This window comes from Streptomyces sp. NPDC020845 (genome assembly GCF_044334165.1).
Classification (GTDB): domain Bacteria; phylum Actinomycetota; class Actinomycetes; order Streptomycetales; family Streptomycetaceae; genus Streptomyces.
Genome location: NZ_JBIRSJ010000003.1, coordinates 257,274 through 278,193 on the forward strand (window position 1 = coordinate 257,274; position 20,920 = coordinate 278,193).

A 20,920-nucleotide genomic window follows, 5' to 3' on the forward strand; every position below is an offset into this window, starting at 1 on the left:
CTCACGGAGAGACCCCACGCCACGTGTCCGCCTCTGAGCCGGCGCCCGCGCAGCCCCCTGCCGGGCTCCCCGCCCTCCCCGTCACCTTCCGGCCGACCCGCACCCGGGCCGTCCTGCTGACCACGGGGGTCGCCCTGGTCGTCGTCCTCAGCGCGATCGGGCTGCTCCTGGAGCGGCTGAGCCCGGGGGAGAAGCTGAGCTTCGTCTTCACCGGTCTGCTGTTCTTCGGGGTGCTGGCGCTGCTCAGCCGGCCCAAGGTGGTCGCCGACGCCGACGGGGTGACCGTCGTCAACCTGACGACCAAGCGCCGGCTGGCGTGGGCGGAGGTCCTCCGGGTCAATCTGCGGCCCGGTGACCCCTGGGTCTACCTGGATCTCTCCGACGGCACCAGCCTGGCCGCGATGGGCATCCAGCCCGGTATCGCCAAGGCCCGCGCCATCGACGACGCACGCACTCTGCGGGCCCTGGCCGAGCACCACGGCACGGGCGAGTGAGCCGAAGGGGCGCGACCCTGTCGACCGTCGACAGGGGCTGTAGCGCCCCGAAGGCGAACCGCCAAAAAAAAGGGGGGCACGCCCTGAGGCCGCCCGATCGGCCCTGTCCGGGTACCGGGGCCTGCCCGGAAAGCCGGATCCTTGATTACTCTGTTGCCGGGGCGCTGCCAGTGCCCCGGCCCGTACCACCTGTCCGCGCGCCGTTGTGCGCGCCCTGGCAGGCCCCTGCGACCCGAGGAGTGACTCCCTCCAGAGATGGACGGATCGTCCTGTAGTACCTGCGCCGCCCCTCATCAACCGATGGCGGCGGCATGAGCACCACCCTGTCCCTCCTGCTGCTCGCCGCAGCACTCGTATTGATCCTCGCCAACGGCTTCTTCGTGGCGGCCGAATTCGGTCTGGTCACCGTCGAGCGGCCGGACGCCGAGCGAGCCGCCGCCGAGGGCGACCGCCGGGCCGGGACCGTCGTCGAGTCCCTGCGCGAGCTGTCCTTCCAGCTCTCCGGCACCCAGCTCGGCATCACCATCACCTCCCTGGTGGTCGGCATGCTCGCGGAGCCGGCGCTCGGTGAGCTGCTGACCCCGCCGCTGACCGCCACCGGGCTGCCGCACGGCGCGGTCTCCGGTGTCGCGGTCGTCGTGGGCATGCTGGTCGCCTCCGCCGTCCAGATGATCGTCGGCGAGCTCGTGCCCAAGAACTGGGCCGTCTCCCGGCCGCTTCAGGTAGCGCGGTTCGTCGCCGGGCCGCAGTACGCCTTCGCGCGCTTCTTCCGCCCGGTCATCTCCCTGCTCAACACGGTCGCCAACCGGCTGGTGCGGGCGCTCGGCGTCGAGCCCACCGAGGAGCTGGCTTCCGCCCGCACCCCCGGTGAGCTGGTCTCCCTGGCCCGCCACTCCGCGCGGGCCGGCGCGATCGAGCAGGACACCGCCGACCTGTTCGTACGCACCCTCTCCCTCGGCGACCTGACCGCGCAGCATGTGATGACCCCGCGCGTGCGGGTGAGCGCCCTCCAGACGTCCGCGACCGCGGAGGATGTGCTCAACCTCACCCGCGCCACCGGGCTGTCCCGCTTCCCCGTCTACCGCGACCGCCTCGACGAGGTGGTCGGCATGGTGCACCTCAAGGACGCCCTCGCGGTGCGCTCGGAGGAGCGGCTGCGCACCTCGGTCGCGCGGATCGCCCAGCCCCCGGTGCTCGTCCCCGAGACGCTGCCCGTCCAGCCGCTCCTGGAGCGGCTGCGCAGCGAGCAGCCGATAGCCGTCGTCGTCGACGAGTACGGAGGTACGGCGGGCGTGGTCACCCTGGAGGACATCGTCGAGGAGCTGGTCGGCGAGGTGCGCGACGAGCACGACGACGAGGCCGCGGACACCCCCGACCTCATGCCGGCCCCGGCCGAGGACGGCCGCCCCGCCTGGGAGGCCGACGGCGGCTGCCGCGTCGACACCCTGCGTCGGATCGGCCTGGAGGCGCCGGACGGGCCGTACGAGACGGTGGCCGGGCTGGTCGCCGACCTCCTCGCGCGGATCCCGGCCGTCGGCGACACCGCCGAGCTGCCCGGCTGGAAGCTCTCGGTCCGGCAGGTCGGACACCACCGGGCCGAGCGGGTGCGGATCATACGCACCGGCACCGGAGCCGAGGCGGCCGCCGCCACCGGCACACTCACGGCAAGCGGCGCCGCCGCGCGGGGGGCGGAACGATGAGCCTGGTCCAACTTCTCTTCGCCGCTCTCCTGGTCCTCGCCAACGGCTTCTTCGTCGGCGCCGAGTTCGCCCTCGTCTCCGTCCGCCGCAGCCAGATCGAGCCGCGCGCGGCCGAGGGCTCGGCCCGCGCCCGTACGGTGCTCACCGGCCTGGAGAACCTGCCGCAGATGATGGCGGCCGCGCAGTTCGGCATCACCATCTGCTCGCTGACGCTCGGCGCGGTCGCCGAGCCGACCGTCGCGCATCTGCTGGAGCCGGTCTTCCACGCCGTCCATCTGCCCAGCGGTCTTGTCCACCCCCTCGGCTACGCCATCGCGCTCGCGGTGGTGGTCTGTCTGCACCTGGTCATCGGCGAGATGGTGCCGAAGAACCTGGCCATGGCGGCCCCCGAGAAGACCGCGCTGTGGCTCGGGCCCGGCCTCGTCACCTTCGCCCGGCTGTGCCGGCCGGTCACCGCGCTGCTCGGCGCCTGCGCCCGGCTGGTGCTGCGGCTGTTCCGGGTGGAGCCCAAGGACGAGGTCGAGGCGGTGTTCACCAGCGAGCAGCTGACCCACCTCGTAGAGGACTCCCGGCAGGCCGGGCTGCTCGACCCGGGCGAGCACGAGCGGCTTGCCGACGCCCTGGAGCTGGGCAGCCGCCCGGTCACGGACGTCCTGCTCGACCCGGCGGGCCTGGTCACCGTCGACCCCTCGGTCACGCCCCGGCAGATCGAGGAACTGACCGTACGGACCGGCTACTCCCGCTTCCCGGTGCGCGGGGCCGGCGGGGCCTTCATGGGCTATCTGCATGTGAAGGACGTCCTGGACCTGGAGGCCCGGGAGCGGGCCGTACCCCAGCGTCTGTGGCGCCCGATCGGGACGCTGCGGGCGGAACTGCCGCTGGACGACGCGCTCACCGTGATGCGGCGGGCGGCCGCGCATCTGGCGGCCGTCGCCGACGCTTCGGGTAAGGTGCTGGGGCTCGTCGCCCTGGAGGACGTCCTGGAGATGCTGGTGGGCGAGGTGCGCGACCCCGCCCACCGGGGCGGGACCCGCGACCGGGTGGCCGAGCCCCGCGGCGAGGCGGCGCCCGCGTCTTCCGAACCCGCGTCTTCCGAACCCGCGTCTTCCGCGGCCTCGGCGGAGGAGGAGCGGGCGATGGTCGGCTGAGCGGGGACCCCCGCTCAGCCGTAGGCCCTCCCTTGTCTCAGGCTCGGTTCGCCTCGGGTCTACTCCAGCGGCGGGTCCTGCGGGTCGCGGTACATGGGGCCGCGGCCCGAAAGGACCTCGCCGTAGGCCTGCATCAGATCCGGCAGCCGCAGCGTGGCCAGGTCCTCGCGGGTCGGCGCGCCGGTCCAGCCGGACAGCCGCAGATCCCGGTAGGCGCAGCTCTTCTCGTACAGCGTCCGCAGAAACCGCCCGTTGCCCAGCTCGTCGATCCAGCCCTGGTCCACGACGTGCCCGCTGATGGAGCGCAGCTCCTCCACCGCCTCCTCGTCCCACATGTCGCCGTTCTCGGCGGCCAGGACCTCGCCGATCCGGGTGAGCTCCAGCGGGCGGTAGCTGGGGAAGTCGACGCGCGTCGTGAAGCGCGAGCCGAGGCCGGGGTTCGCGGCCAGCAGCCGGTCCATGCCCTCGGGGTAGCCGGCCAGGATCACCACGAGGCGGTCGCGGTTGTCCTCGGCGCGCTTGAGCAGCACCTGCAGCGCCTCGTCGCCGTACGCGTCGCCCTTGCTGTAGCCGGAGTTGGACAGGGAGTACGCCTCGTCCACGAACAGCACCCCGCCGAGCGCCGAGTCGATCAGCTCATTGGCCTTCACGGCGGTCTGGCCCAGATACTCGCCGACCAGATCGGCGCGCCCGGCCTCCACCAGATGGTCGCCGCCCAGCAGTCCGAGCGCGTAGAAGACGCGGCCGAGAATCCGGGCGACCGTGGTCTTGCCGGTGCCGGAGGGGCCGGAGAAGACGAAGTGCCGCTTGGGCGGCTGGACCGGGAGGCCCTGCCCGGCGCGCAGCCGGGCCATATGGAGCTGTGCCGACAGCGCCCGCACCTGCCGCTTGACGGGCTCCAGGCCGACCATGCGCTCCAGCTCCTGCAGCGCGTTCTCCAGCAGGACAGGGTCGGAGGGGCCGGGCTGCGGGGGCACGCCGATCCGCTCGCGCGGGCCGTCGGGGGTCACCACGGGGGAGCTCACCAGCGGCGAGCCCTCCGGATCCGGGCCGGTGGTGCGCAGCTCGCGGCCGTCCGGCGGATCGGCCGCCACCAGCGGGTCGGGGTCGGTGGCGGGGGCGTCGCGGCCCTCGGCGGCGTCCTGGCTGCCGAGCCCGGCCAGCGATACGGCGGCCAGATCCGCGGTCTCGTCCAGGCCGTCGCCCTCGGCTATGGCCGCCAGCCGGGCCGAGGTGTCCATGAACGTCGGGTCGATGCGGTGCACCGCGCGGTAGAGGGGCAGCGCCGCGGCGCTGCGGCCGGTGCCCTCATGGGCGCGGGCCAGCCAGTAGCGCAGCTCCTTGCGCTGCGGCTGCTCGCTGCGGCAGCGCATCAAGGCGGCGGCGAGCAGCGGTTCGGCCTGACCGAACATCTCCAGGCGCACCCGGGCCATCCCGCCGAACAGCCCCGCCTCGATGCCCAGTAACGGATCGTCCAGCAGCGGTTCGGTGTGCCGCACCAGCTGCTCCCAGTCCTTGACCAGATACGCCCGGCAGGCGTGCAGAAAGCGCGCCTGCGGATCGGCCTCGACGGGCGGGCAGCCGGCCAGGGCCCGGTCGAGTTCGGGTACGTGGCGGCCGTCGAGCCAGTGGGAGGCGTGCGCGAGCAGCAGGTCCCGGCTGGTCTCCAGCACCGGCTGAACCCACCAGCCCAGCCAGTACCAGGAGTTCAGGGTGCGGTGGTGGCGGGCGCGCTGCTCGCCGAAGCGGTCGCGGTGCCGGTACATCCGCAGCAGCGCGGTCGTGGTGTCGGCCCGCAGCGCGTGCAGGCCGAGCCAGGCGTCGGCCATTCCGGGGTCGTGCCGCACCGCGGCCCGGAACTCGTCCTCGGCCTGCGCGTATGCGCCCATGGTGTAGGCGTCGACGGCGCGCAGCCAGGCGAGATCGGCTGGGGCGTGCGAACTCTGCGTGCCGAAATCCATCACGTCCCCCACAAACCCTGCCCCCGTGGTTGCCGCAGGGGCGGCTGCCCCGTTTTCGCATCGTACCTGCGCAGGCCGCATGGGCCGAGGGTGCCGCACGGCTGTTCGTGTCCAACTTGCCTGGCCGGGCGGCGTGCGCGGGGGCGCACATGGGGCGCGAAAGGCCGGAAGACGCTGGTCACCGAGGGTGAGGGGGGTGCGGAGCAAAAGCGGCGGAAAGGGACTTCCGGAGAACCCCCGGAAGGGTCCCCGGACAGGACGAAGCCCCCGATCACGGGGGAACAACCGGGGGCTTCGCGTTGTGGGGCGACTCGTACGAGTCGCACATTGAGAACGTAAGACCTGTATGGGCCCCGGGTCAAGCAGAGTTGGGGCGCGCGTCGCGGGTCTGGAGCGCCGATCGGGTGCGGCCCGGACGCTCGCGGTTACGCAGTGTGAGGCCGAGGGGAGGTTCGGGCCGCCACGGCAGGCCCCGCCAGCAACTCATACCCCTCTTTTCGCTGCACTACCAGAGTTTCGGCATACGGGCGCGAAGGGTCCACGGCGAAATGCGTGCGCTCGGCGGGAAGCCAGCCGTCCCAGAATGTGGACAGCTCCGGTCCGTCCCGCAACTGTCCCCGCCGCCAGGACTCCGCGTCGGGCACCTCCATCCACAGCAGGCGCGCGAGATACGGGCGCAGGGAGCGGCGGCCGGTGCCCACGCCCTCGATCAGCACCACGGGAGCCGGGGCGAGCCGCCGCCGGTCGGCCGCGAAGCGGCGCTCCACCCAGTCGTACGCGGCGTACCGGGCGGCGGCGCCGCGGGCGAAGGGGACGAGCACCTGCTCGCGCAGCCGCCCGGTCCAGGCGAACAGCTCCTCGTGGGTGGCGAGGTCGTCGGTGTGCAGCACGGGGGCGCCGCCGAGCGCCTCCGCCAGCCGCCCGGCGAACGTGGTCTTACCGGACCCCGCGTGCCCGTCCACCGCGACCAGCCGGACCGGCCCGCACGAGGGCGGCAGCGCGCGCAGCCGCCCGGCCAGCGCATCGAGCCCATCGGGCTCGCCCGGCGTGTCGGGCGTGTCCGCGGCGGCGAGGGGGCCGGGCGGGGTGGTGGCTATGTCGGAGAGGTCCATCGCCGACCACCCTAGACCGTCCGACAGTAGGGCCCGCGGCGTCGCGTGCCGATGGCTCTCTCCCCCGTAGCTCCGCACGGGAGGTACCCCCCGCTCTCCTCACGCGGCACACCCAGACTCGGCCCTCGACCCTCCCCCTATGGCCTGTCGTCAAAGGGGGCGCCCTGCTCCCGACGCCGCAGTGACATCAGCCGCTACCGCGGCGGGCGGCACCTCGCCGCGTTGTCGCATCGCCCAAGTACGCCCAGTACGAGGGCGACGCTCCGCCTTGCGAGGCACCGCACCAGACGCCGCTCGCGGCCGGACGCCCCCTTTGACGACAGACCCTAGGCCCTTCGGGCCTGGGTGGTACCCCCTCCTTCTCCCGCGCTCCCCACTGCCGGACGGTCTCGCGGCGCCTCCCCGGCCCGGTCGCGCCGCCGTTTTCCGGCTCCGTGCGCACCTCGTCGTTCCCTCCGCCTCACTCCAATGGTCCACACCAATATTGATGAGGTGCCGCACCGGGAATCACTGGCCTGACACCATTCGCAGCGGCCATAGTTGTGCGACTGTCGCGCACCCGCGGCCCACCCGGACGACGACTGGGGGAACCCCGTATGACCAGATCCGGAGACGGATTCACACCTCGCCGCACCGTGCTCGCCGCCGCCATCGCCGTCACCTCGGCGACCGCGCTGTCCGCCACGGGCGCCGCGGCCGCCGAGGCGGTGCGCCCGGCGGCCCGGCCCGCCCGGAGAGCCGCCGCCCCCGCCATCGGCTACCACGGCTGGACCAGCCTGGCCGACTGGCGGGCCGGAACGGGCGACGGCATCCGCGCCGAGGCCGGAGCCCGCCCCGGCGTGGTCATCTCCCGCCCCGCGGGCACCGCCGACTACACCGATCCGCACACCGGCACCACCGCCTCCTGGGAGTACGCGACCTGGACCTCCCCTAAGCACACCCTGGCCCATCCGGCCACCGAGGTGATCGTCTCCTGGAACGCCAGCACCCCGGCCTCCACCTGGATCCAGGCCGAGCTGAAGGGCACCTACTCCGACGGCACCGACACCCCCTGGTATGTGATGGGCCGCTGGACATCCGGCGACGGCGCCGACTCCATCCGGCGGACCTCGGTCGACGACCAGAGCGACGGCAAGAGCGCGGTGTGGACCGACACCTTCTCCGTCGACGACCCGGCGAGCGGGCTGCGGCTCGCCTCGTACCAGTTGCGGCTCACCCTCTACCGCAAGCCCGGCAGCGGCCTGACGCCCAAGGTCTGGCGCGTGGGCGCGATGGGCTCGGACGTCCCCGACCGCTTCGAGGTGCCCGCCTCCACCCCGGGTCTGGCCGGCGGCCGGGAGCTGCCTGTGCCGCGCTACTCGCAGGAGATCCACAAGGGCCAGTACCCGGAGTACGACAACGGCGGCGAGGCGTGGTGCAGCCCCACCTCGTCCCAGATGATCGTCGAGTACTGGGGCCGTAAGCCCACTGCCGAGGACCTGGCCTGGGTCAACCCCGACTACGCCGATCCGCAGGTCTGCCACGCCGCCCGGTACACCTTCGACTACCAGTACGAGGGCTGCGGCAACTGGCCGTTCAACGCCGCGTACGCCGCCACGTACCGCGATCTGCAGGGCGTGGTCACCCGGCTCGGCTCGCTGAACGACGCCGAGAAGCTGATCGCCGCCGGTATTCCGGTGATCACCTCCCAGTCCTTCCTCAAGGAGGAGCTGACCGGGGCCGGTTACGGCACCGCGGGCCATCTGATGACCGTGATCGGCTTCACCGCCGACGGCGATGTCATCGCCAACGACCCGGCGTCCGCCGACAACGCGGCGGTCCGCCACGTCTACAAGCGGCGCGAGTTCGAAACGATCTGGCTGCGCACCAAGCGCTACAACGCTCAGGGCAAGGTGGCCTCCGGCACCGGGGGCGTGTGCTACCTGTACTTCCCGGCCAAGCCGACCGCGAGCCAGCGCCGGGCCCTGCAGGAGCTGGGCATCCGCTGAGCCCACCGGCGGCGCCCGGCCCCGGCCCTGCGGCCCCGGGCGCCGCTCTCCGCCCTTCTACGCCCCGCCTCGGCCATGATCCGAGGTGCGGGCGGCCCTCCGGCTGCCCATCCTGGACAGGGGGAGGTTGTCGCCCGCAGCGCGAGGAAGGGTGAATATCCATGGCCACCCAGCCCGGGCCGCCCGCCTGATGACCGGCGAGGCGATCCCGTTCGAAACCCCGGACCTGTACGGCGCGTTCCCGCGGCTGACCGAGGAGCAGATCGGGTTCCTGGCCGAGCACGGCCGCCGCATTCCTGCCGAGCCCGGACAGGTGCTGATCCATGAGGGTGAGCGGGTCACCGAGTTCATGGTGGTCCTGCGCGGCCCGGTGGCCGTCGTGGAGGGCTTCGGCGGCCCCGGGGAGCGAGTCCTGCGGGTATACGGCCCCGGCCGCTTCCTCCGCGAGGTGGGGCTGCTCAGCGGCCAGGCCGCCTTCACCACCTCCCAGGCCCGCGAGGCCGGGGAGATCCTGTCCGCGCCGGTCGACCGGGTGCGCGTGCTGGTCGCCCGCGACCCCATCCTCGGCGATCTCATCCTGCGCGCCTACCTGGGCCGCCGTGCCCTGCTGGTCGGCGCGGGCGCGGGCTTCCGCATCATCGGCTCCCGCCCCGACGAGGGCCGCTGCGATGCGCTCGTCATCGGCTCCGGCCCGGCCGGGCTCGCGGCCGCCGTGTACGGGGCCTCCGAGGGGCTGTCCACCGTCGTGATGGACGCGATCGCCACCGGCGGCCACGGCGGCGAGGTGATCAGCGCCAGCATCGTGCCGGCCACGGGAGTCCGGTACCGCCGCCTGGACGTGCCGGGGATCGAGCGCCACCCCCGGGTGAAGGTGCTGTGCAACACCGACGCGCGCGAGGTGATCGGCGGGTGGCCTCGGCCGTCGGCGGAGGGGCGATGGCGATCCACCACGCCCATGAACACCTCAGCCACCTCGCCACCTATGCTCCGCCCGGCCCGCCCCTCGAGCCGGACGGTGGACACAACACATCCACGGATCACCGAGAGGACGGAGGTGATGGGCGATGAGCATGCCCGTCCGACGTACGCGAAACGAGGGCGCGCTGGAGCGTCAGCGCGGCTGGGCCCGCAGCCCGCTGGCCGAATTCGACGATCTGCTCAACCAGATGGGCGGTCTGCTCGAATCCACGGTCGGCGGCACGATGCCGGGCGCCGCCCTGGCGGCCTGGACGCCGTCCGCCGACGTGTCCGAGACCGACGAGTCCTACCACGTGCAGATCGAGCTCCCAGGCGTCAGCCGACAGGACGTCGATGTCGAGGTGAGCGGGCCGGAACTGGCCGTTTCGGGGGAGATCAAGGAACGGGAGAGCAAGGGCGTCCTGCGCCGCAGCACGCGCCGTACCGGCCGCTTCGAGTACCGGATGCGGCTGCCGAGCGAAGTGAACACCGAACGCGTCAAGGCGAGCATGTCCGACGGGGTGTTGTCGATCGACGTCCCCAAGGCGGAGACCACCAAGCTCCGCCACATCGAAATCACCGAGGCCGGCGAGAGCGGGGGCCGCTGAGTCCGCCGAAGGAGGCTTCGTCCCGCGGTGGGACCCGCCCCTTCGGGTGTGTTCCGCCGCGCTCGGCGGGCGAACGTGGAACGCCGCGGACGAACGCAGCAGGACGTCAGTAAGGACGGCAGAAGGACTACGAGATGGTTGCGACAGGCTTTTCCTCGTTCGACACCATGGTCGACAAGGCCAACCGGCTTCTGAAAGAGATCGAAGAGGCGTACGGCTGGCCCAAGGAGCGCCGCAAGCAGTCGTACGCGGCCCTGCGCGCGGTGCTGCACCATCTGCGGGACCGGCTCCCGGTCGACGAGGCCGTGCAGTTCGGCGCGCAGCTCCCGACCCTGTTGCGGGGGGTCTACTACGACGGGTGGCGGCCCGCGCACACACCGGTGAAGATGAACAGTGAAGAATTCTTCAGACGGGTCCGCGCGGACTTCCCGTACGCGATCGAAGGTGACACCGAGCAATTGGTGCGCACCGTTCTGCAAGCCCTCGAGCATCATGTCAGCGAAGGCGAGTGGAATGATCTGAAGGCGCGGTTGCCATCGTCGCTGGCCTCCGTCATCCCTTAGCGACGCCGGACAATTGCCCGGCTCCTCCCGGCTTTTCCGTTCCTGACGCCGAAAATGACCAAGAAGCGGACTAGTGATTTCCACTTCACGCTCCACAACGGACGGTTGATCAGTAATCTCGGCTCAGCAGCGGGTTGCCCTGCCGCTATTCGTCATGCTCCACTTCCCCGAGGACGCGGACGACCCTGAGGGCGGCCCCGGAAGCCGGAAGAGGGCGAGGAAGTGCAGGACGTGTACTGGCGGCCAAAGGGCGACGACGGAGACGACGGAGCAGGCGAGGACGCGGCGGCTCATGGCGGCCGCACCGCGGCGGGGCCCGCGATATGACTTCCGGGCCGGGCGGCGGGCGGAGACCGAGAGACACGGGGGAGAGCACGGCGGCGGATGACGCCCGGATCAGGCGGTTCGCCGAGGTCTGGAGCCGCGCCGTCCACCCGGTGGCGGCGACGACGCTGACCCGTGCCGAATTCGAGGTGCGTCTGGTGCCGTTGGCCCGGCGGCTGAGCGACGCCCTCGGCTCCCAGCCCTTCGACACCGCCCCGGCGTACGAGGTCGGGGCCGCGCTGGTGGGCGCGCAGTGCACCGAACCCGAGGCGCTGCCGGCGATCCTGGGCGCGATCGACGGCCATCTGGTGTCGCACTGCCCGCCCGGCGACCGGATGGCCGAGCCGATGGCCGGAACCACGGCGGAGGACGAGGCGCGAGCCCGCTGCACCCGGCTGCAGCACGCCCTCGCCGCCGGTTTCGTCCGCGAGCTGAGAAAACGCGAACGCGATCAGCACGAGGCCATCTCACGCGCCGCCGAGGCCGCCCGCACCGAGGCCGAGAAGGCGCTGCACGCCAGCGAGGCCAAGTTCCAGGCGGTGTTCGAAGGCGCGGTCATCGGCGTCGGGATCTGCGGCCTCGACGGCGAGATCCTGGTCGTCAACGACGCCATGGCCCGGATGTTCGGCGGTATGGACTTCTTCCGCCCCGGCCGCAACGTCAACGAGTTCGTCCACCCCGACGACGCGCCCGGAGTCCACGAGATCTACCGCGAGTTGGTGACCGGCCGGCGCGAGCACTTCCGCATCGAGAAGCCCCACTACCGCGACGACGGCAGCGTGCTGTGGACCAATCTCACCGTCACCCTGCTCCGCGACTCGACCGGCGCCCCGCAGTACCAGCTCACCCTCGCCGAGGACATCACCGAGCACCGGCTGCTGCGCGAGCGGCTGCGCTACGAGGCCACCCACGACGAGCTGACCGGGCTGCCCAACCGCACCCTGTTCCTGGAGCGCCTGGACAAGGTGCTGGCCGGCGAGGCCGACGCCGAGCGCTTCGGCGTGTGCTACCTGGACCTGGACGGCTTCAAATCGGTCAACGACAGCCTCGGGCACATCGCGGGCGACCGGCTGCTCAAGGCCGTCGCCGAGCGGCTGCGGGACTGCGCGGCCGCCCCCGGCGAGCTGCTGGCACGCGTGGGCGGCGACGAGTTCCTGGCCCTGGTCACCGGCCCCACGGCCCAGCAGGACGCCACCGCGCTCGCCCGCCGGATGCTCGACGCCCTGGCGGAGCCGGTCCGCGTCGACGGCCGTGAGCTGCTGGTACGCGCCAGCATCGGCGTCGTGGACGGGCTGGCCGGCGAGCTCAGCCGGGCCGAGGTGCTGCGCAGCGCGGACATCACGATGTACCGGGCCAAGGCGGCCGGCGGCAACCGCTTCGAACTCGCCGACGCCGACTCCAACGCCCAGGTCATCGCGCGCCACAGCCTGACCAACGGTCTGCCCGCCGCCCTGGAGCGGGGCGAGTTCTTCATCGAGTACCAGCCCCTGGTGCGGCTGGCCGACGGCACCGTACGCGGCGCCGAGGCGCTTGTCCGCTGGCTCCACCCCAAGCACGGCGTCCTCGGCCCCGACCAGTTCATCCCGCTCGCCGAGGACACCGGGCTGATCGTGCCGCTCGGCCGCTGGGTACTGGAGCAGGCCGCCCGGCAGGCCCGCGACTGGCGGGACGCCGATGCCGGCGCCGGTGTCGGCGATCAGCTGCGGGTCAACGTCAACCTCTCGCCCTGCCAGCTGAGCCACCCCAGCCTGGTCTCCGACACCGTGGCCGTCCTGGAGGACGCGGGTCTTTGCCCGAGCGCGCTGTGCCTGGAGGTGACGGAGAACGACCTGATCGACGTGGACGAGGACGCGCTGCGCCCGCTGCGCCAACTCGCCGACCTGGGCGTGGACATCGCCCTGGACGACTTCGGCACCGGCTACTCCAACCTCTCGTATCTGCGCCGGCTGCCGGTCTCCACGCTCAAACTCGACCGCTCCTTCACCCGGGGCATGCAGCGGGCCCCGATCGACCCGGTCGACGTCAAGATCGTGGAGGGCATCGTCTCGCTCGCCCACACACTCGATCTGGCGGTGACGGTGGAGGGCGTGGAGACCGCGGTCCAGGCCGAGTGTCTGCGGGGCCTGGGCTGCGACACCGCCCAGGGCTGGTACTACGCCCGCCCCGGTCCGCCCGAGCGTCTGCACACCCTCGCCCTGGCCGACGCGAGCTGACGCGGGCGCCGGCCCCGCGTCAGCTCGCGGTCAGCCCTTGACGGACCCCGCCGTGAGGCCGCCGACGATCCAGCGCTGGAGCAAGGCGTAGAGGACGAGGATCGGCACGACGGCGATGAGGATGCCGGCGCTCAACCCCGTGTAGTTGGTGGTGAACGTCCCGCTGAAGCCCAGCATGCCCAGGGGGATCGTCGACTTTTCCGGGGAGCTGAGGATGATCAGCGACATCAGCAGCTCGTTCCAGGTGGCGACGGCGTCCAGCACGGTGACGGTCACCAGGGCGGGCAGCGAGAGCGGGAGGACGAACTGCCAGAAGATCCGGAAGTTGCCGGCCCCGTCCATCCGCGCCGCCTCGATCAGCTCGTCCGGGATGCGCCGGAAGAACTGCTGGAGCACCAGCGTGGTGAAGGGCAGACCGAACGCCAGATACGGCGGCAGCAGCCCCCACAGGCTGTCCGTGAGCCCCGCGTCGCGCAACATGGTGAACAGCGGCACGATCGCGATGTAGATGGGGACGGTCAGGCCGAGGAAGACGAAGAACATCACGGCCCGGCGGAACCGCAGCTCCAGTTTGGCCAGCGCGTAGGCGAGCAGCGCGGACAGCAGCACGCCGAGCGGGACCTTGACGACCGTGATCAGCAGGCTGTTGCGGTACGTCGTGGAGAACTTGCCGATCCGCCACGCGTCGCCGAAGTTGGACAAGGTCCAGTCGTGGGGCATGGCCAGCGTGCCGTGGCTCGCGAAGTCGGAGGCGGTGCGGACGGCGGTCAGCAGCAGCACGATGAGCGGTGAGAACCAGAGGAAGGCCGCGACGGCCACGACGGCCGTCATGACGAGTCCGCCGCGGCGCTTCCGGCGCGCGGGGGAATCCGGGGCGGGGGCTGCCCGGTGCTTCTCGGCCGGCCGGGCGGAGGTGGGCGCGGTGAGGCTGGCCATCGCTAGTCCTTGGTCTGGGAGAGCACATACGGAATGCCGACGAACACGGCGACCAGGGTGATGACGACGGCGATCGCGGCGCCGTAACCCGCCTGGTAGTACTGGAAGACGTTGAAGTACATCCAGGTGCCCAGCACTTGAGTGGAACGCCCGGGGCCGCCGTAGGTGAGGGCGTAGATGATGTCGAACACCTTGAAGGATTCGATCAGCGACAGGGCGAGGACGATGTAGTTCGTCGGCCGCAGACCGGGCAGGGTGATGAACCGGAACCGCTGCCAGGTGCCGGCGCCGTCGACCTTCGCCGACTCGTACAGCTCCTTGGGGATGCCCTGGAGTGCGGCCAGATACAGCAGCATCGGGAAGCCTGCCCGCACCCAGATCGCCGGGATCATCGTGGCCCACAGCGCGGTGGAGTCGTCGCCGAGCCAGGCGTGGGTGAGGGAGTGCAGCCCGATCGTGTCCAGGCCCGCGTTGACCGCGCCCTCGCTCGGGTTGTAGAGCCAGCCCCAGATGGTGGCGACGGAGACGAGGGGGATGACGGCGGGCGCGTAGAAGACGGTGCGCAGGAAGGCGCGACCGCGCAGCATCCGGGAGTTGAGGGCGAGGGCGAGGACCAGACCGAGCAGCATCGGGACGACGATGGTGACGACGGTCCACAGCAGATTGTTGCGGACGGCGGTGCCGATCACCGGATCGTTGGCGAGCTTCTTGTAGTTGTCGAGACCGACCCAGTTGTACGAGGGCCGGATGCCGTTCCAGTCGGTGAAGCTCAGGCCGATTGAGTTGAACGTCGGATAGACCAGGAACGCGAGGTAGACCAGCAGGGCGGGCGCGGCGTACGCCCACGCGCTGATCCCGCGGGTGCGGTGGCGGCGCCGGGGCGGCCGGGTTTTCCCGGCCGCCCCGGCCGCGGTGGCCGCGGCCATCAGCTGCCGCCCTTCTTCCACGTGGACACCGCGTCCTGCATCCGCGCACCGGCCTCGCGGGCGGAGGCCTTGCCCTGCGCGATATCGCTCTGGATCTCGAAGTAGCTGTCGGCGACGTCCTTGGGGAACGCCTGGTCCTGGATGGTGTAGTGCTCGTACTTCTTGCCGTATTCGAGCCACTTGGTGTTGAGCGGGAACGTCTTCGCGTCCGGGGTGATGCCGTTCACCGGAGTGCGGAAGCTGGCGAACGTCCGCTGCGCGCCCGGGGTGAGGAGGAAGTCGTAGAGCTTGGCGGTGTTGTCCTTGTTGGGCGAGGCCTCGGCGATGAAGAAGCCTTCGGTCCAGCCCGACATGCGGAGCTTGGACTGGTCGGTGGGCAGGACGAAGACGTCGAAGAGCGACTTGTCCTTGCCGGAGGCGTTGATGGCGACCTCCTCCCACTGACCGGTGATGAGGAAGGCGCCGGTGCCCTTGAGGAGGTAGTTGTCGGCGTCGTCGGGCTTGATGCCGAGGAAGCCGTCGGGCACCCACTTCTTGTCGACCCACTTCTTGAACAGGCCGAAGGCGTCGTAGACCGCGGAGTTCTTCCAGCTGGCCTCGCCGAGCAGCAGCTTGTCGTGCAGATCCGGGCCCGCGGTGGTCTCCAGCAGGTACTCGAACAGCCGCATCACGTCCCAGCCGTAGACGCCTGCGGTGGCCAGCGGCACGACCCCGCTCGCCCTGAGCTTGGCGCAGGCCTTTTCCAGGTCGGCGTAGGTCTTGGGCACCTCGGCACCGGCCTTCTCGAACAGGTCGGTGCGGTACCAGGCGCCCACATTGGCGACCTGCGCCGGCACGCCGTACTTCTTGCCGTCGAAGGTCATGTCCCCCAGGGCGGAGGGGTTCAGCTCGTCGGCCCACTTGTACTTCGTGTAGTAGTCGTCGAGCGGCACGAGCTGCCCGGACTCGACGAAAGGCGCGGCGATCTGGCCGCCCCAGAGCATGAAGGCGTCCGGCGGAGTGGAGCCCAGGAGTTGGGTGCGGAGCTTGTCCGTGAAGAGGGCGGCGCCGCTGCCCGGCAGCGTGGTCTGCTTGACGGTGATGCCCTCCTTCTTCTTGAAGTCGGACAGCGCCGAGTTCAGCAGCTTGGCGTTGTCGTCGTCGAAGTAGGTGAACATCGACAGCTTGTCGCTGGAGGCGGAGGCGGCACCGCCGCCGGTGCCGGCGCAGGCGGTCAGCGAACCGAGGCCGGTCGCGGCGAGCGCGACGGAGCCGGTGCCGCCGAGGAAGCCCCGACGGGAGAAGGAGCGGGGTATGGGCATGGTGATCTCCGAACAGGGAGGAGACGCGGGGCGCGGGGTACGGGGTGAGGGAGGGCGGCCGGAGAAGCGGTCCGGCGCACAGGTACGTCAGCCGAGCAGTGCCGCGCGGACGATCCGTTGGACGGTCATCGCGTCGTGCGCGGCCTGGGCGGCGCGCAGCTCGTCGAGGGGGAGCGCGGCGGCCTTGGCCTCGAGCGCGCGCAGGGTGGCTACCGATTCGCGGACGGCGTCGCCCGGGTCCTCCCGGTAGGGGAAGAGGTCCAGTTTGAGCGGCTTCTCCCAGCCGATCTCGCGGATCACATGCATGAATTCAAGCGTCTCCACGAGGTGCAGGGCGCCGGCGGTGAGGTCGTCGTCCCACTCGCGGTAGTTGTCGTCGAGCTCGATGTCGACGAGGCGGCCCATGGAGTGGGCCAGGGTGAGGGCCTCGGCCGGGTTCTCCTTGGCGAACAGCGAGTGGCCGAAGTCGACCACCAGCCCGACGTTGTCCACGCCCATCTGCTCGATGGCGAGCAGGCTGGCGGCGGCCGTGGACCAGAACAGCCGGTTGCGGGGCTCCTTGAGCTTGTACTCGATGGCGAAGGTGACCTCGGGGAAGTTGCGGGCGACGTCCCGGATGCCTTCGACCGCATGGCGGCGCAGGGTGGCGTAGTCGACCTGGAAGGGGTAGTCGTAGCCGTCCTGCCCGGGCCAGAACTTGACGTAGCGGGCGCTCAGTTGGCGGGCGACCTCGACGGACTCATGCGCGAGGTCCAGGGCGCGGGCGCGGGTGGCGGGGTCGGCAGCGGTGAAGGAGCCGCTGCGGAAACCGCGGTCGTAGATGACCGGGGTGATGTTGACGGCGGAGAGCCTGTGCTCCTCCAGGGACTTCTTGACGTCGTCGACCGCCACGCCCGCATCGAAGGGGTAGTTGAGGTCGAGGCCGGTCAACTCCCCCGAGGCGGAGGCCAGCTCGATGGTGCGCAGGGTGGACACGGTGGGGCCGTATCCGTCGGTCGCGTAGCGGTCGATGATGCGGCCGAAGGTCCACATGCCGCCGGTGAAGGTGCGGGGAGTCGGAGCCGGGAAGGGGGTCACGACCACTCCTTCTGAATATTTATTCAAGTGCCGTTGTTCTTGGTGACCGGGACCGTAGAGCTGGCTCGGATCGCATGTCAAGGGTGTTGCGGCTGCGTAAATCACCTACATGAAAGTGGACGAAGTGGATGGTGAGTCGAATTGCGGTGCACCCTTGACGTGGTCCGGGAGGGCGCTTCATCATCCAGTGCACATAGAAAGCAGATCCTGAATGGATATTCATATGCTGACCGCAGATCCCTCCGCCGCGGCCGACCACCGCGCACTGAGGCAGGCCGTCCGCATTGCGGAGCCCCCCGAGGCCCTGCGCCGGCTGCGGGCCATGTCCGCCGACGTCCGCCTCAAGGTCGTCGGCATGATCGACCGGGCCCGGATGGGGCACATCGGCGGCGATCTCTCCGTCACCGACATCCTCGTGACGCTCTTCGGCGCCGTGCTCGACGTCGACCCCGAACACCCGGACGCCCCCGGCCGCGACCGGTTCATCCTCAGCAAGGGCCACTGCGCCGCAGCCTTGTACGCCACCCTCGCCCGCTGCGGCTACTTCCCGGAGGCGGCGCTCGCCACCTTCATGGCCCCGCACTCCCCGCTCAACGGCCACCCCAACCGCCGCGAGGTCCCCGGCGTCGAGACCAACACCGGGCCCCTGGGCCACGGCTTCCCGGTCGCCATCGGCTGCGCCCTTGGTGCCCGGCTGCGCGGCGACCACGCCCGTACGGTCGTCGTCCTCGGCGACGGCGAACTGCAAGAGGGCAGCAACTGGGAGGCCGCGATGACCGGCGGACACCAGCGCCTGGCACGGCTGTACGCCGTCGTCGACCGCAACCGGCTCCAGCAGGGGGCCCGAACCGAGGACACGGTCCGCCTCGACCCGCTGGCGGAGAAGTTCGCCGCCTTCGGCTGGGAGGTGCGTGAGACGGACGGCCACGACCACGCCGCCCTGCTGGCCGCTTTCGCCCCCTCCACCACCGGACAACCCGTCGCCGTCATCGCCGACACCGTCAAGGGCAAGGGCGTCTCGTTCATCGAGGACCGAGTGGAGTGGCACCACAAGGTGCCCGATCCGGCCCAGGTGCGCGCCGCGATCGAGGAGTTGACCCGTTGACCGAGACCACCGCCCCCCTCGCCGCCGCGCTCGCCGACGCGCCGACGTACGACTGCCGCACGACCTTCGCCGAGGAACTGGCCGCCCTCGCCCGCGAGGACGACCGGGTGGTCGCCGTCTGCAACGACTCCGTCGGCTCCAGCAACCTCGTCGGCTTCCGCGAGGAGTTCCCCGACCGGCTGGTCAACGTCGGGATCGCCGAGCAGAACATGGTCGGCGTCGGAGCCGGCCTCGCCAACGCCGGGCGCGTCCCCTTCGTCTCCGGCGCCGGTCCCTTCCTCACCGGACGCGCCCTGGAGCAGATCAAGGCGGACTGCGCCTACAGCGGCCTCAAGGTGATCCTCTGCGGCCAGAGCCCAGGCATGGCATACGGCGAACTCGGCCCCACCCACCACTCCGTCGAGGACCTGTCCTGGCTGCGCGCCATCGCCGACCTGACCGTCGTCGTCCCCGCCGACCGCGCCCAGACCCGGGCCGCGCTGCGCTGGGCGTACGCCCACGACGGCCCCAGCTATATCCGCATCCCGCGGTTCAAGGTGCCCGATGTGACCCCCGAGGACGCCTCATTCCCCTATGGACGGGCCCAGGTCCTCCGCGAGGGCGGCGACATCACGCTCGTCGCCATCGGCACCCTGGTCTCCCGCGCCCTGATCGCCGCCGAGCGGCTGGCCGCCGAGGGCATCTCCGCCCGCGTCCTCAACACCCCGTTCGTCGACCCGCTCGACGAGCCCGAGATCCGGCGGGCCGCCGCCGAGACCAAGGGCCTGGTCGTGGCGGAGGAGGCCACGCTCAGCGGGGGCCTGGGCGCCGCCGTGGCCTCGCTCACCGGCCAGCACAGCCCTGTACCGCTGCGGCTGCTCGGCGTCACCGGCTTCGCACCGACCGGCAGCCCCGCCCAACTCCTGGAACACTTCGGACTCACCGCCGACGGCATCCACCGCGCCGCCCGCGAGGTCCTTCGCCGATCCGCCTCCGCCTCATGACGCCCCGACCGCTGCTCCTCGCCGTCGACCAGGGCACCTCCGCGACCAAGGCGCTGCTCGTGGACGGCGAGGGCGACGTCGTCGCCTCGGCGTCCGCCCCGCTCACCACCGCCCATCCGCGCCCCGGCTGGGTGGAACAGTCCGCCGAGGAGATCTGGCACAGCGTCACGGAGGCCGTCGCGAAGTGCCTGACCGGACACGACCCGGCGCGGGTGGCCGGGGTCGGCCTGGCCACTCAGCGCGAGTCCTGCCTGCTCTGGGAACGCGCCACCGGGCGCCCGCTCGGCCCGATGCTCGGCTGGCAGGACCGCCGCACGGCGGACCGGTGCGCCACGCTGCTCGCCGACGGCCTCGGCGAGCCCGTCCGTGAGGCGACCGGACTGCCCCTGGACCCGATGTTCAGCGCGCTCAAGGCCCAATGGCTGCTCGACAGTTACGACCCGGACCGCGGCCGTGCCCGGCGCGGCGAACTCTGCCTGGGCACCGTCGACTCCTGGCTGCTGTGGCGCCTCGGCCAGGGAGCGGAGCACGTCGTCGAGGTCGGCAACGCGGCGCGCACCCAGCTCCTCGACATCCGTACCCGCGACTGGGACCAGCGGCTGCTGGACGCCTTCGGCGTGCCGCGCGAAGCACTGCCCAGGATCGCCGCGTCGACGGGCCCCTTCCCCGCAGTACGAGGCCTTTCGCCGCTGGCCGACGGCACCCCGGTCGCGTCCGTCCTCGGCGACTCGCACGCCGCGCTGTTCGGCCACGGAGTCTTTGTGCCCGGCAGCGTGAAGGTCACCTACGGCACCGGTTCGTCGGTCATGGGGCTGATCGCGGGACCCGACCGCGCCGAGGGCTCCCCGCTGTGCCTGACCCTCGCCTGGGACGACGGCACCCCCGCGTATGCGCTGGAGGGCAACATCCGCTCCTCCGGAGCCACCCTGCGCTGGCTCGCACAACTGCTCCGCACCGGCGAGGCCGAACTCGCCGCGCTGGCCGCGCCCGACTCCGCGGGCGTCCACCTGGTCCCCGCCTTCGGCGGCCTCGCCGCCCCCTGGTGGGACAACGAGGCCACCGGCCTCATCTCCGGACTCACCTTCGGCGCGGGCCCGCCCGAACTGGCCCGGGCCGCCCTGGAGTCGATCGCCTTCCAGGTGGAGGACGTGGTGGCGGGCCTGGACACCGCCGCCGGGCGGGTCACCACGCTGCTCGCCGACGGCGGTCCCAGCGACAACGCGACGCTCATGCGGCTCCAGGCGGACACCTCGGGCCGTATCGTGCGGCGTCCGCGCGTCCGCGATCTGTCCGCGCTGGGCGCCGCGCACCTCGCCGGGTGCGCGCTGGGGGTGTTCACCAAGGGCCGGCTGGCGGGCCTCGCCCGCAGCGAGGACGTCCACCGCCCGGGCCGGTCCGCGGAGGAGCGCGCCCGCCGCGCCCTCGCCTGGCACGACGCGGTGGCGCGGGCCCGGCGGCCGGGCACGGCGGACCGGGAACCCTGGAGTACGCCATGAGTGCCCCGCTGTCCGCCTCGGAGATCAG

17 protein-coding genes and 1 pseudogene are annotated in these 20,920 nt (G+C 71.6%); 11 read left to right on the forward strand and 7 right to left on the reverse strand.

Annotated features, from left to right (window positions below; genetic code table 11):
- Nucleotides 1–23: 23 nt before the first annotated feature.
- The 3 genes from ACH4U7_RS08470 to ACH4U7_RS08480 all read left to right on the forward strand — a co-directional run bounded on the left by ACH4U7_RS08470 (nucleotide 24) and on the right by ACH4U7_RS08480 (nucleotide 3,342).
- The gene (locus ACH4U7_RS08470; protein ID WP_398527206.1) at nucleotides 24–494 is read left to right on the forward strand and encodes a PH domain-containing protein; all 471 of its coding nucleotides are present in this window, start codon (nucleotides 24–26) and stop codon (nucleotides 492–494) included.
- A 311-nt stretch (nucleotides 495–805) separates the two neighbouring features.
- Nucleotides 806–2,194, forward strand: coding sequence for a hemolysin family protein (locus tag ACH4U7_RS08475; protein ID WP_398527207.1), 1,389 nt, complete (start codon nucleotides 806–808; stop codon nucleotides 2,192–2,194).
- Nucleotides 2,191–3,342 (forward strand): hemolysin family protein, encoded by a 1,152-nt coding sequence (locus ACH4U7_RS08480; protein WP_398527208.1) that lies wholly within the window; start codon nucleotides 2,191–2,193, stop codon nucleotides 3,340–3,342. The genes ACH4U7_RS08475 and ACH4U7_RS08480 overlap by 4 nt, the downstream gene beginning before the upstream one ends.
- A gap of 59 nt (nucleotides 3,343–3,401) precedes the next feature.
- On the opposite strand, the gene ACH4U7_RS08485 is transcribed toward ACH4U7_RS08480, so the two are convergent.
- Together ACH4U7_RS08485 and ACH4U7_RS08490 are read right to left on the reverse strand one after the other, a co-directional pair.
- On the reverse strand, nucleotides 3,402–5,303 hold the full coding sequence (locus ACH4U7_RS08485; protein WP_398527209.1) for an AAA family ATPase: 1,902 nt from the start codon (nucleotides 5,301–5,303) through the stop codon (nucleotides 3,402–3,404).
- A gap of 425 nt (nucleotides 5,304–5,728) precedes the next feature.
- Nucleotides 5,729–6,415, reverse strand: a complete 687-nt coding sequence (locus tag ACH4U7_RS08490) for a uridine kinase (RefSeq protein WP_398527210.1) — start codon at nucleotides 6,413–6,415, stop codon at nucleotides 5,729–5,731.
- Nucleotides 6,416–7,011: 596 nt separating this feature from the next.
- Here ACH4U7_RS08490 and ACH4U7_RS08495 point away from each other — a divergent pair.
- Both ACH4U7_RS08495 and ACH4U7_RS08500 read left to right on the forward strand, forming a co-directional pair.
- On the forward strand, nucleotides 7,012–8,403 hold the full coding sequence (locus ACH4U7_RS08495) for a peptidase C39 family protein (RefSeq protein ID WP_398527211.1): 1,392 nt from the start codon (nucleotides 7,012–7,014) through the stop codon (nucleotides 8,401–8,403).
- A gap of 349 nt (nucleotides 8,404–8,752) precedes the next feature.
- Nucleotides 8,753–8,896, forward strand: a pseudogene (locus ACH4U7_RS08500) (hypothetical protein); the annotation flags it as partial.
- 92 nt (nucleotides 8,897–8,988) lie between these two features.
- Here ACH4U7_RS08500 and ACH4U7_RS08505 read toward each other — a convergent pair.
- Nucleotides 8,989–9,375 carry a hypothetical protein gene (locus tag ACH4U7_RS08505; RefSeq protein ID WP_398527212.1) on the reverse strand — a complete coding sequence of 129 codons (387 nt, stop codon included), beginning with the start codon at nucleotides 9,373–9,375 and terminating at the stop codon, nucleotides 8,989–8,991.
- 92 nt (nucleotides 9,376–9,467) lie between these two features.
- On the opposite strand from ACH4U7_RS08505, the gene ACH4U7_RS08510 reads away from it, so the two are divergent.
- From ACH4U7_RS08510 to ACH4U7_RS08520, 3 genes are all read left to right on the forward strand, one after another.
- The gene (locus ACH4U7_RS08510) at nucleotides 9,468–9,968 is read left to right on the forward strand and encodes an Hsp20/alpha crystallin family protein (protein ID WP_398527213.1); all 501 of its coding nucleotides are present in this window, start codon (nucleotides 9,468–9,470) and stop codon (nucleotides 9,966–9,968) included.
- 134 nt (nucleotides 9,969–10,102) lie between these two features.
- Nucleotides 10,103–10,531, forward strand: a complete 429-nt coding sequence (locus ACH4U7_RS08515) for a DUF2267 domain-containing protein (protein WP_089510307.1) — start codon at nucleotides 10,103–10,105, stop codon at nucleotides 10,529–10,531.
- A 323-nt stretch (nucleotides 10,532–10,854) separates the two neighbouring features.
- Nucleotides 10,855–13,068 (forward strand): putative bifunctional diguanylate cyclase/phosphodiesterase, encoded by a 2,214-nt coding sequence (locus ACH4U7_RS08520; RefSeq protein ID WP_398527214.1) that lies wholly within the window; start codon nucleotides 10,855–10,857, stop codon nucleotides 13,066–13,068.
- Nucleotides 13,069–13,098: 30 nt separating this feature from the next.
- Here ACH4U7_RS08520 and ACH4U7_RS08525 read toward each other — a convergent pair whose 3' ends face one another.
- The 4 genes from ACH4U7_RS08525 to ACH4U7_RS08540 form a co-directional block, all read right to left on the reverse strand.
- Nucleotides 13,099–14,004: a carbohydrate ABC transporter permease gene (locus tag ACH4U7_RS08525; RefSeq protein ID WP_398527215.1), complete on the reverse strand. Its 906-nt coding sequence runs from the start codon at nucleotides 14,002–14,004 to the stop codon at nucleotides 13,099–13,101.
- A gap of 2 nt (nucleotides 14,005–14,006) precedes the next feature.
- Nucleotides 14,007–14,930 carry a carbohydrate ABC transporter permease gene (locus tag ACH4U7_RS08530; protein ID WP_398527216.1) on the reverse strand — a complete coding sequence of 308 codons (924 nt, stop codon included), beginning with the start codon at nucleotides 14,928–14,930 and terminating at the stop codon, nucleotides 14,007–14,009.
- Nucleotides 14,930–16,231 carry an ABC transporter substrate-binding protein gene (locus ACH4U7_RS08535; protein WP_398527217.1) on the reverse strand — a complete coding sequence of 434 codons (1,302 nt, stop codon included), beginning with the start codon at nucleotides 16,229–16,231 and terminating at the stop codon, nucleotides 14,930–14,932. The genes ACH4U7_RS08530 and ACH4U7_RS08535 overlap by 1 nt, the downstream gene beginning before the upstream one ends.
- A gap of 87 nt (nucleotides 16,232–16,318) precedes the next feature.
- A complete protein-coding gene (locus tag ACH4U7_RS08540; protein WP_398527218.1) occupies nucleotides 16,319–17,308 on the reverse strand; it encodes a sugar phosphate isomerase/epimerase family protein in 990 nt (329 codons plus the stop codon).
- A gap of 223 nt (nucleotides 17,309–17,531) precedes the next feature.
- Here ACH4U7_RS08540 and ACH4U7_RS08545 point away from each other — a divergent pair, with 223 nt between their 5' ends.
- The 3 genes from ACH4U7_RS08545 to ACH4U7_RS08555 are packed head-to-tail and all read left to right on the forward strand — an operon-like array spanning nucleotide 17,532 to nucleotide 20,892.
- The gene (locus ACH4U7_RS08545; protein ID WP_398527219.1) at nucleotides 17,532–18,413 is read left to right on the forward strand and encodes a transketolase; all 882 of its coding nucleotides are present in this window, start codon (nucleotides 17,532–17,534) and stop codon (nucleotides 18,411–18,413) included.
- Complete coding sequence (locus ACH4U7_RS08550) at nucleotides 18,410–19,396, forward strand: transketolase family protein (RefSeq protein ID WP_398527220.1); 987 nt, start codon at nucleotides 18,410–18,412, stop codon at nucleotides 19,394–19,396. Before ACH4U7_RS08545 ends, ACH4U7_RS08550 begins: the two co-directional genes overlap by 4 nt.
- Nucleotides 19,393–20,892 (forward strand): FGGY family carbohydrate kinase, encoded by a 1,500-nt coding sequence (locus ACH4U7_RS08555; RefSeq protein ID WP_398527221.1) that lies wholly within the window; start codon nucleotides 19,393–19,395, stop codon nucleotides 20,890–20,892. The genes ACH4U7_RS08550 and ACH4U7_RS08555 overlap by 4 nt, the downstream gene beginning before the upstream one ends.
- The last annotated feature ends 28 nt before the right edge of the window (nucleotides 20,893–20,920 follow it).

Coding starts and splice junctions, on each gene's coding strand:
- ACH4U7_RS08475 (WP_398527207.1), top strand. CDS start 806: ATGAGCACCACCCTGTCCCTCCTGCTGCTCGCCGCAGCACTCGTATTG.
- ACH4U7_RS08480 (WP_398527208.1), top strand. CDS start 2,191: ATGAGCCTGGTCCAACTTCTCTTCGCCGCTCTCCTGGTCCTCGCCAAC.
- ACH4U7_RS08485 (WP_398527209.1), bottom strand. CDS start 5,303: ATGGATTTCGGCACGCAGAGTTCGCACGCCCCAGCCGATCTCGCCTGG.
- ACH4U7_RS08490 (WP_398527210.1), bottom strand. CDS start 6,415: ATGGACCTCTCCGACATAGCCACCACCCCGCCCGGCCCCCTCGCCGCC.
- ACH4U7_RS08495 (WP_398527211.1), top strand. CDS start 7,012: ATGACCAGATCCGGAGACGGATTCACACCTCGCCGCACCGTGCTCGCC.
- ACH4U7_RS08510 (WP_398527213.1), top strand. CDS start 9,468: ATGAGCATGCCCGTCCGACGTACGCGAAACGAGGGCGCGCTGGAGCGT.
- ACH4U7_RS08515 (WP_089510307.1), top strand. CDS start 10,103: ATGGTTGCGACAGGCTTTTCCTCGTTCGACACCATGGTCGACAAGGCC.
- ACH4U7_RS08520 (WP_398527214.1), top strand. CDS start 10,855: ATGACTTCCGGGCCGGGCGGCGGGCGGAGACCGAGAGACACGGGGGAG.
- ACH4U7_RS08525 (WP_398527215.1), bottom strand. CDS start 14,004: ATGGCCAGCCTCACCGCGCCCACCTCCGCCCGGCCGGCCGAGAAGCAC.
- ACH4U7_RS08530 (WP_398527216.1), bottom strand. CDS start 14,930: ATGGCCGCGGCCACCGCGGCCGGGGCGGCCGGGAAAACCCGGCCGCCC.
- ACH4U7_RS08535 (WP_398527217.1), bottom strand. CDS start 16,231: ATGCCCATACCCCGCTCCTTCTCCCGTCGGGGCTTCCTCGGCGGCACC.
- ACH4U7_RS08545 (WP_398527219.1), top strand. CDS start 17,532: ATGCTGACCGCAGATCCCTCCGCCGCGGCCGACCACCGCGCACTGAGG.
- ACH4U7_RS08555 (WP_398527221.1), top strand. CDS start 19,393: ATGACGCCCCGACCGCTGCTCCTCGCCGTCGACCAGGGCACCTCCGCG.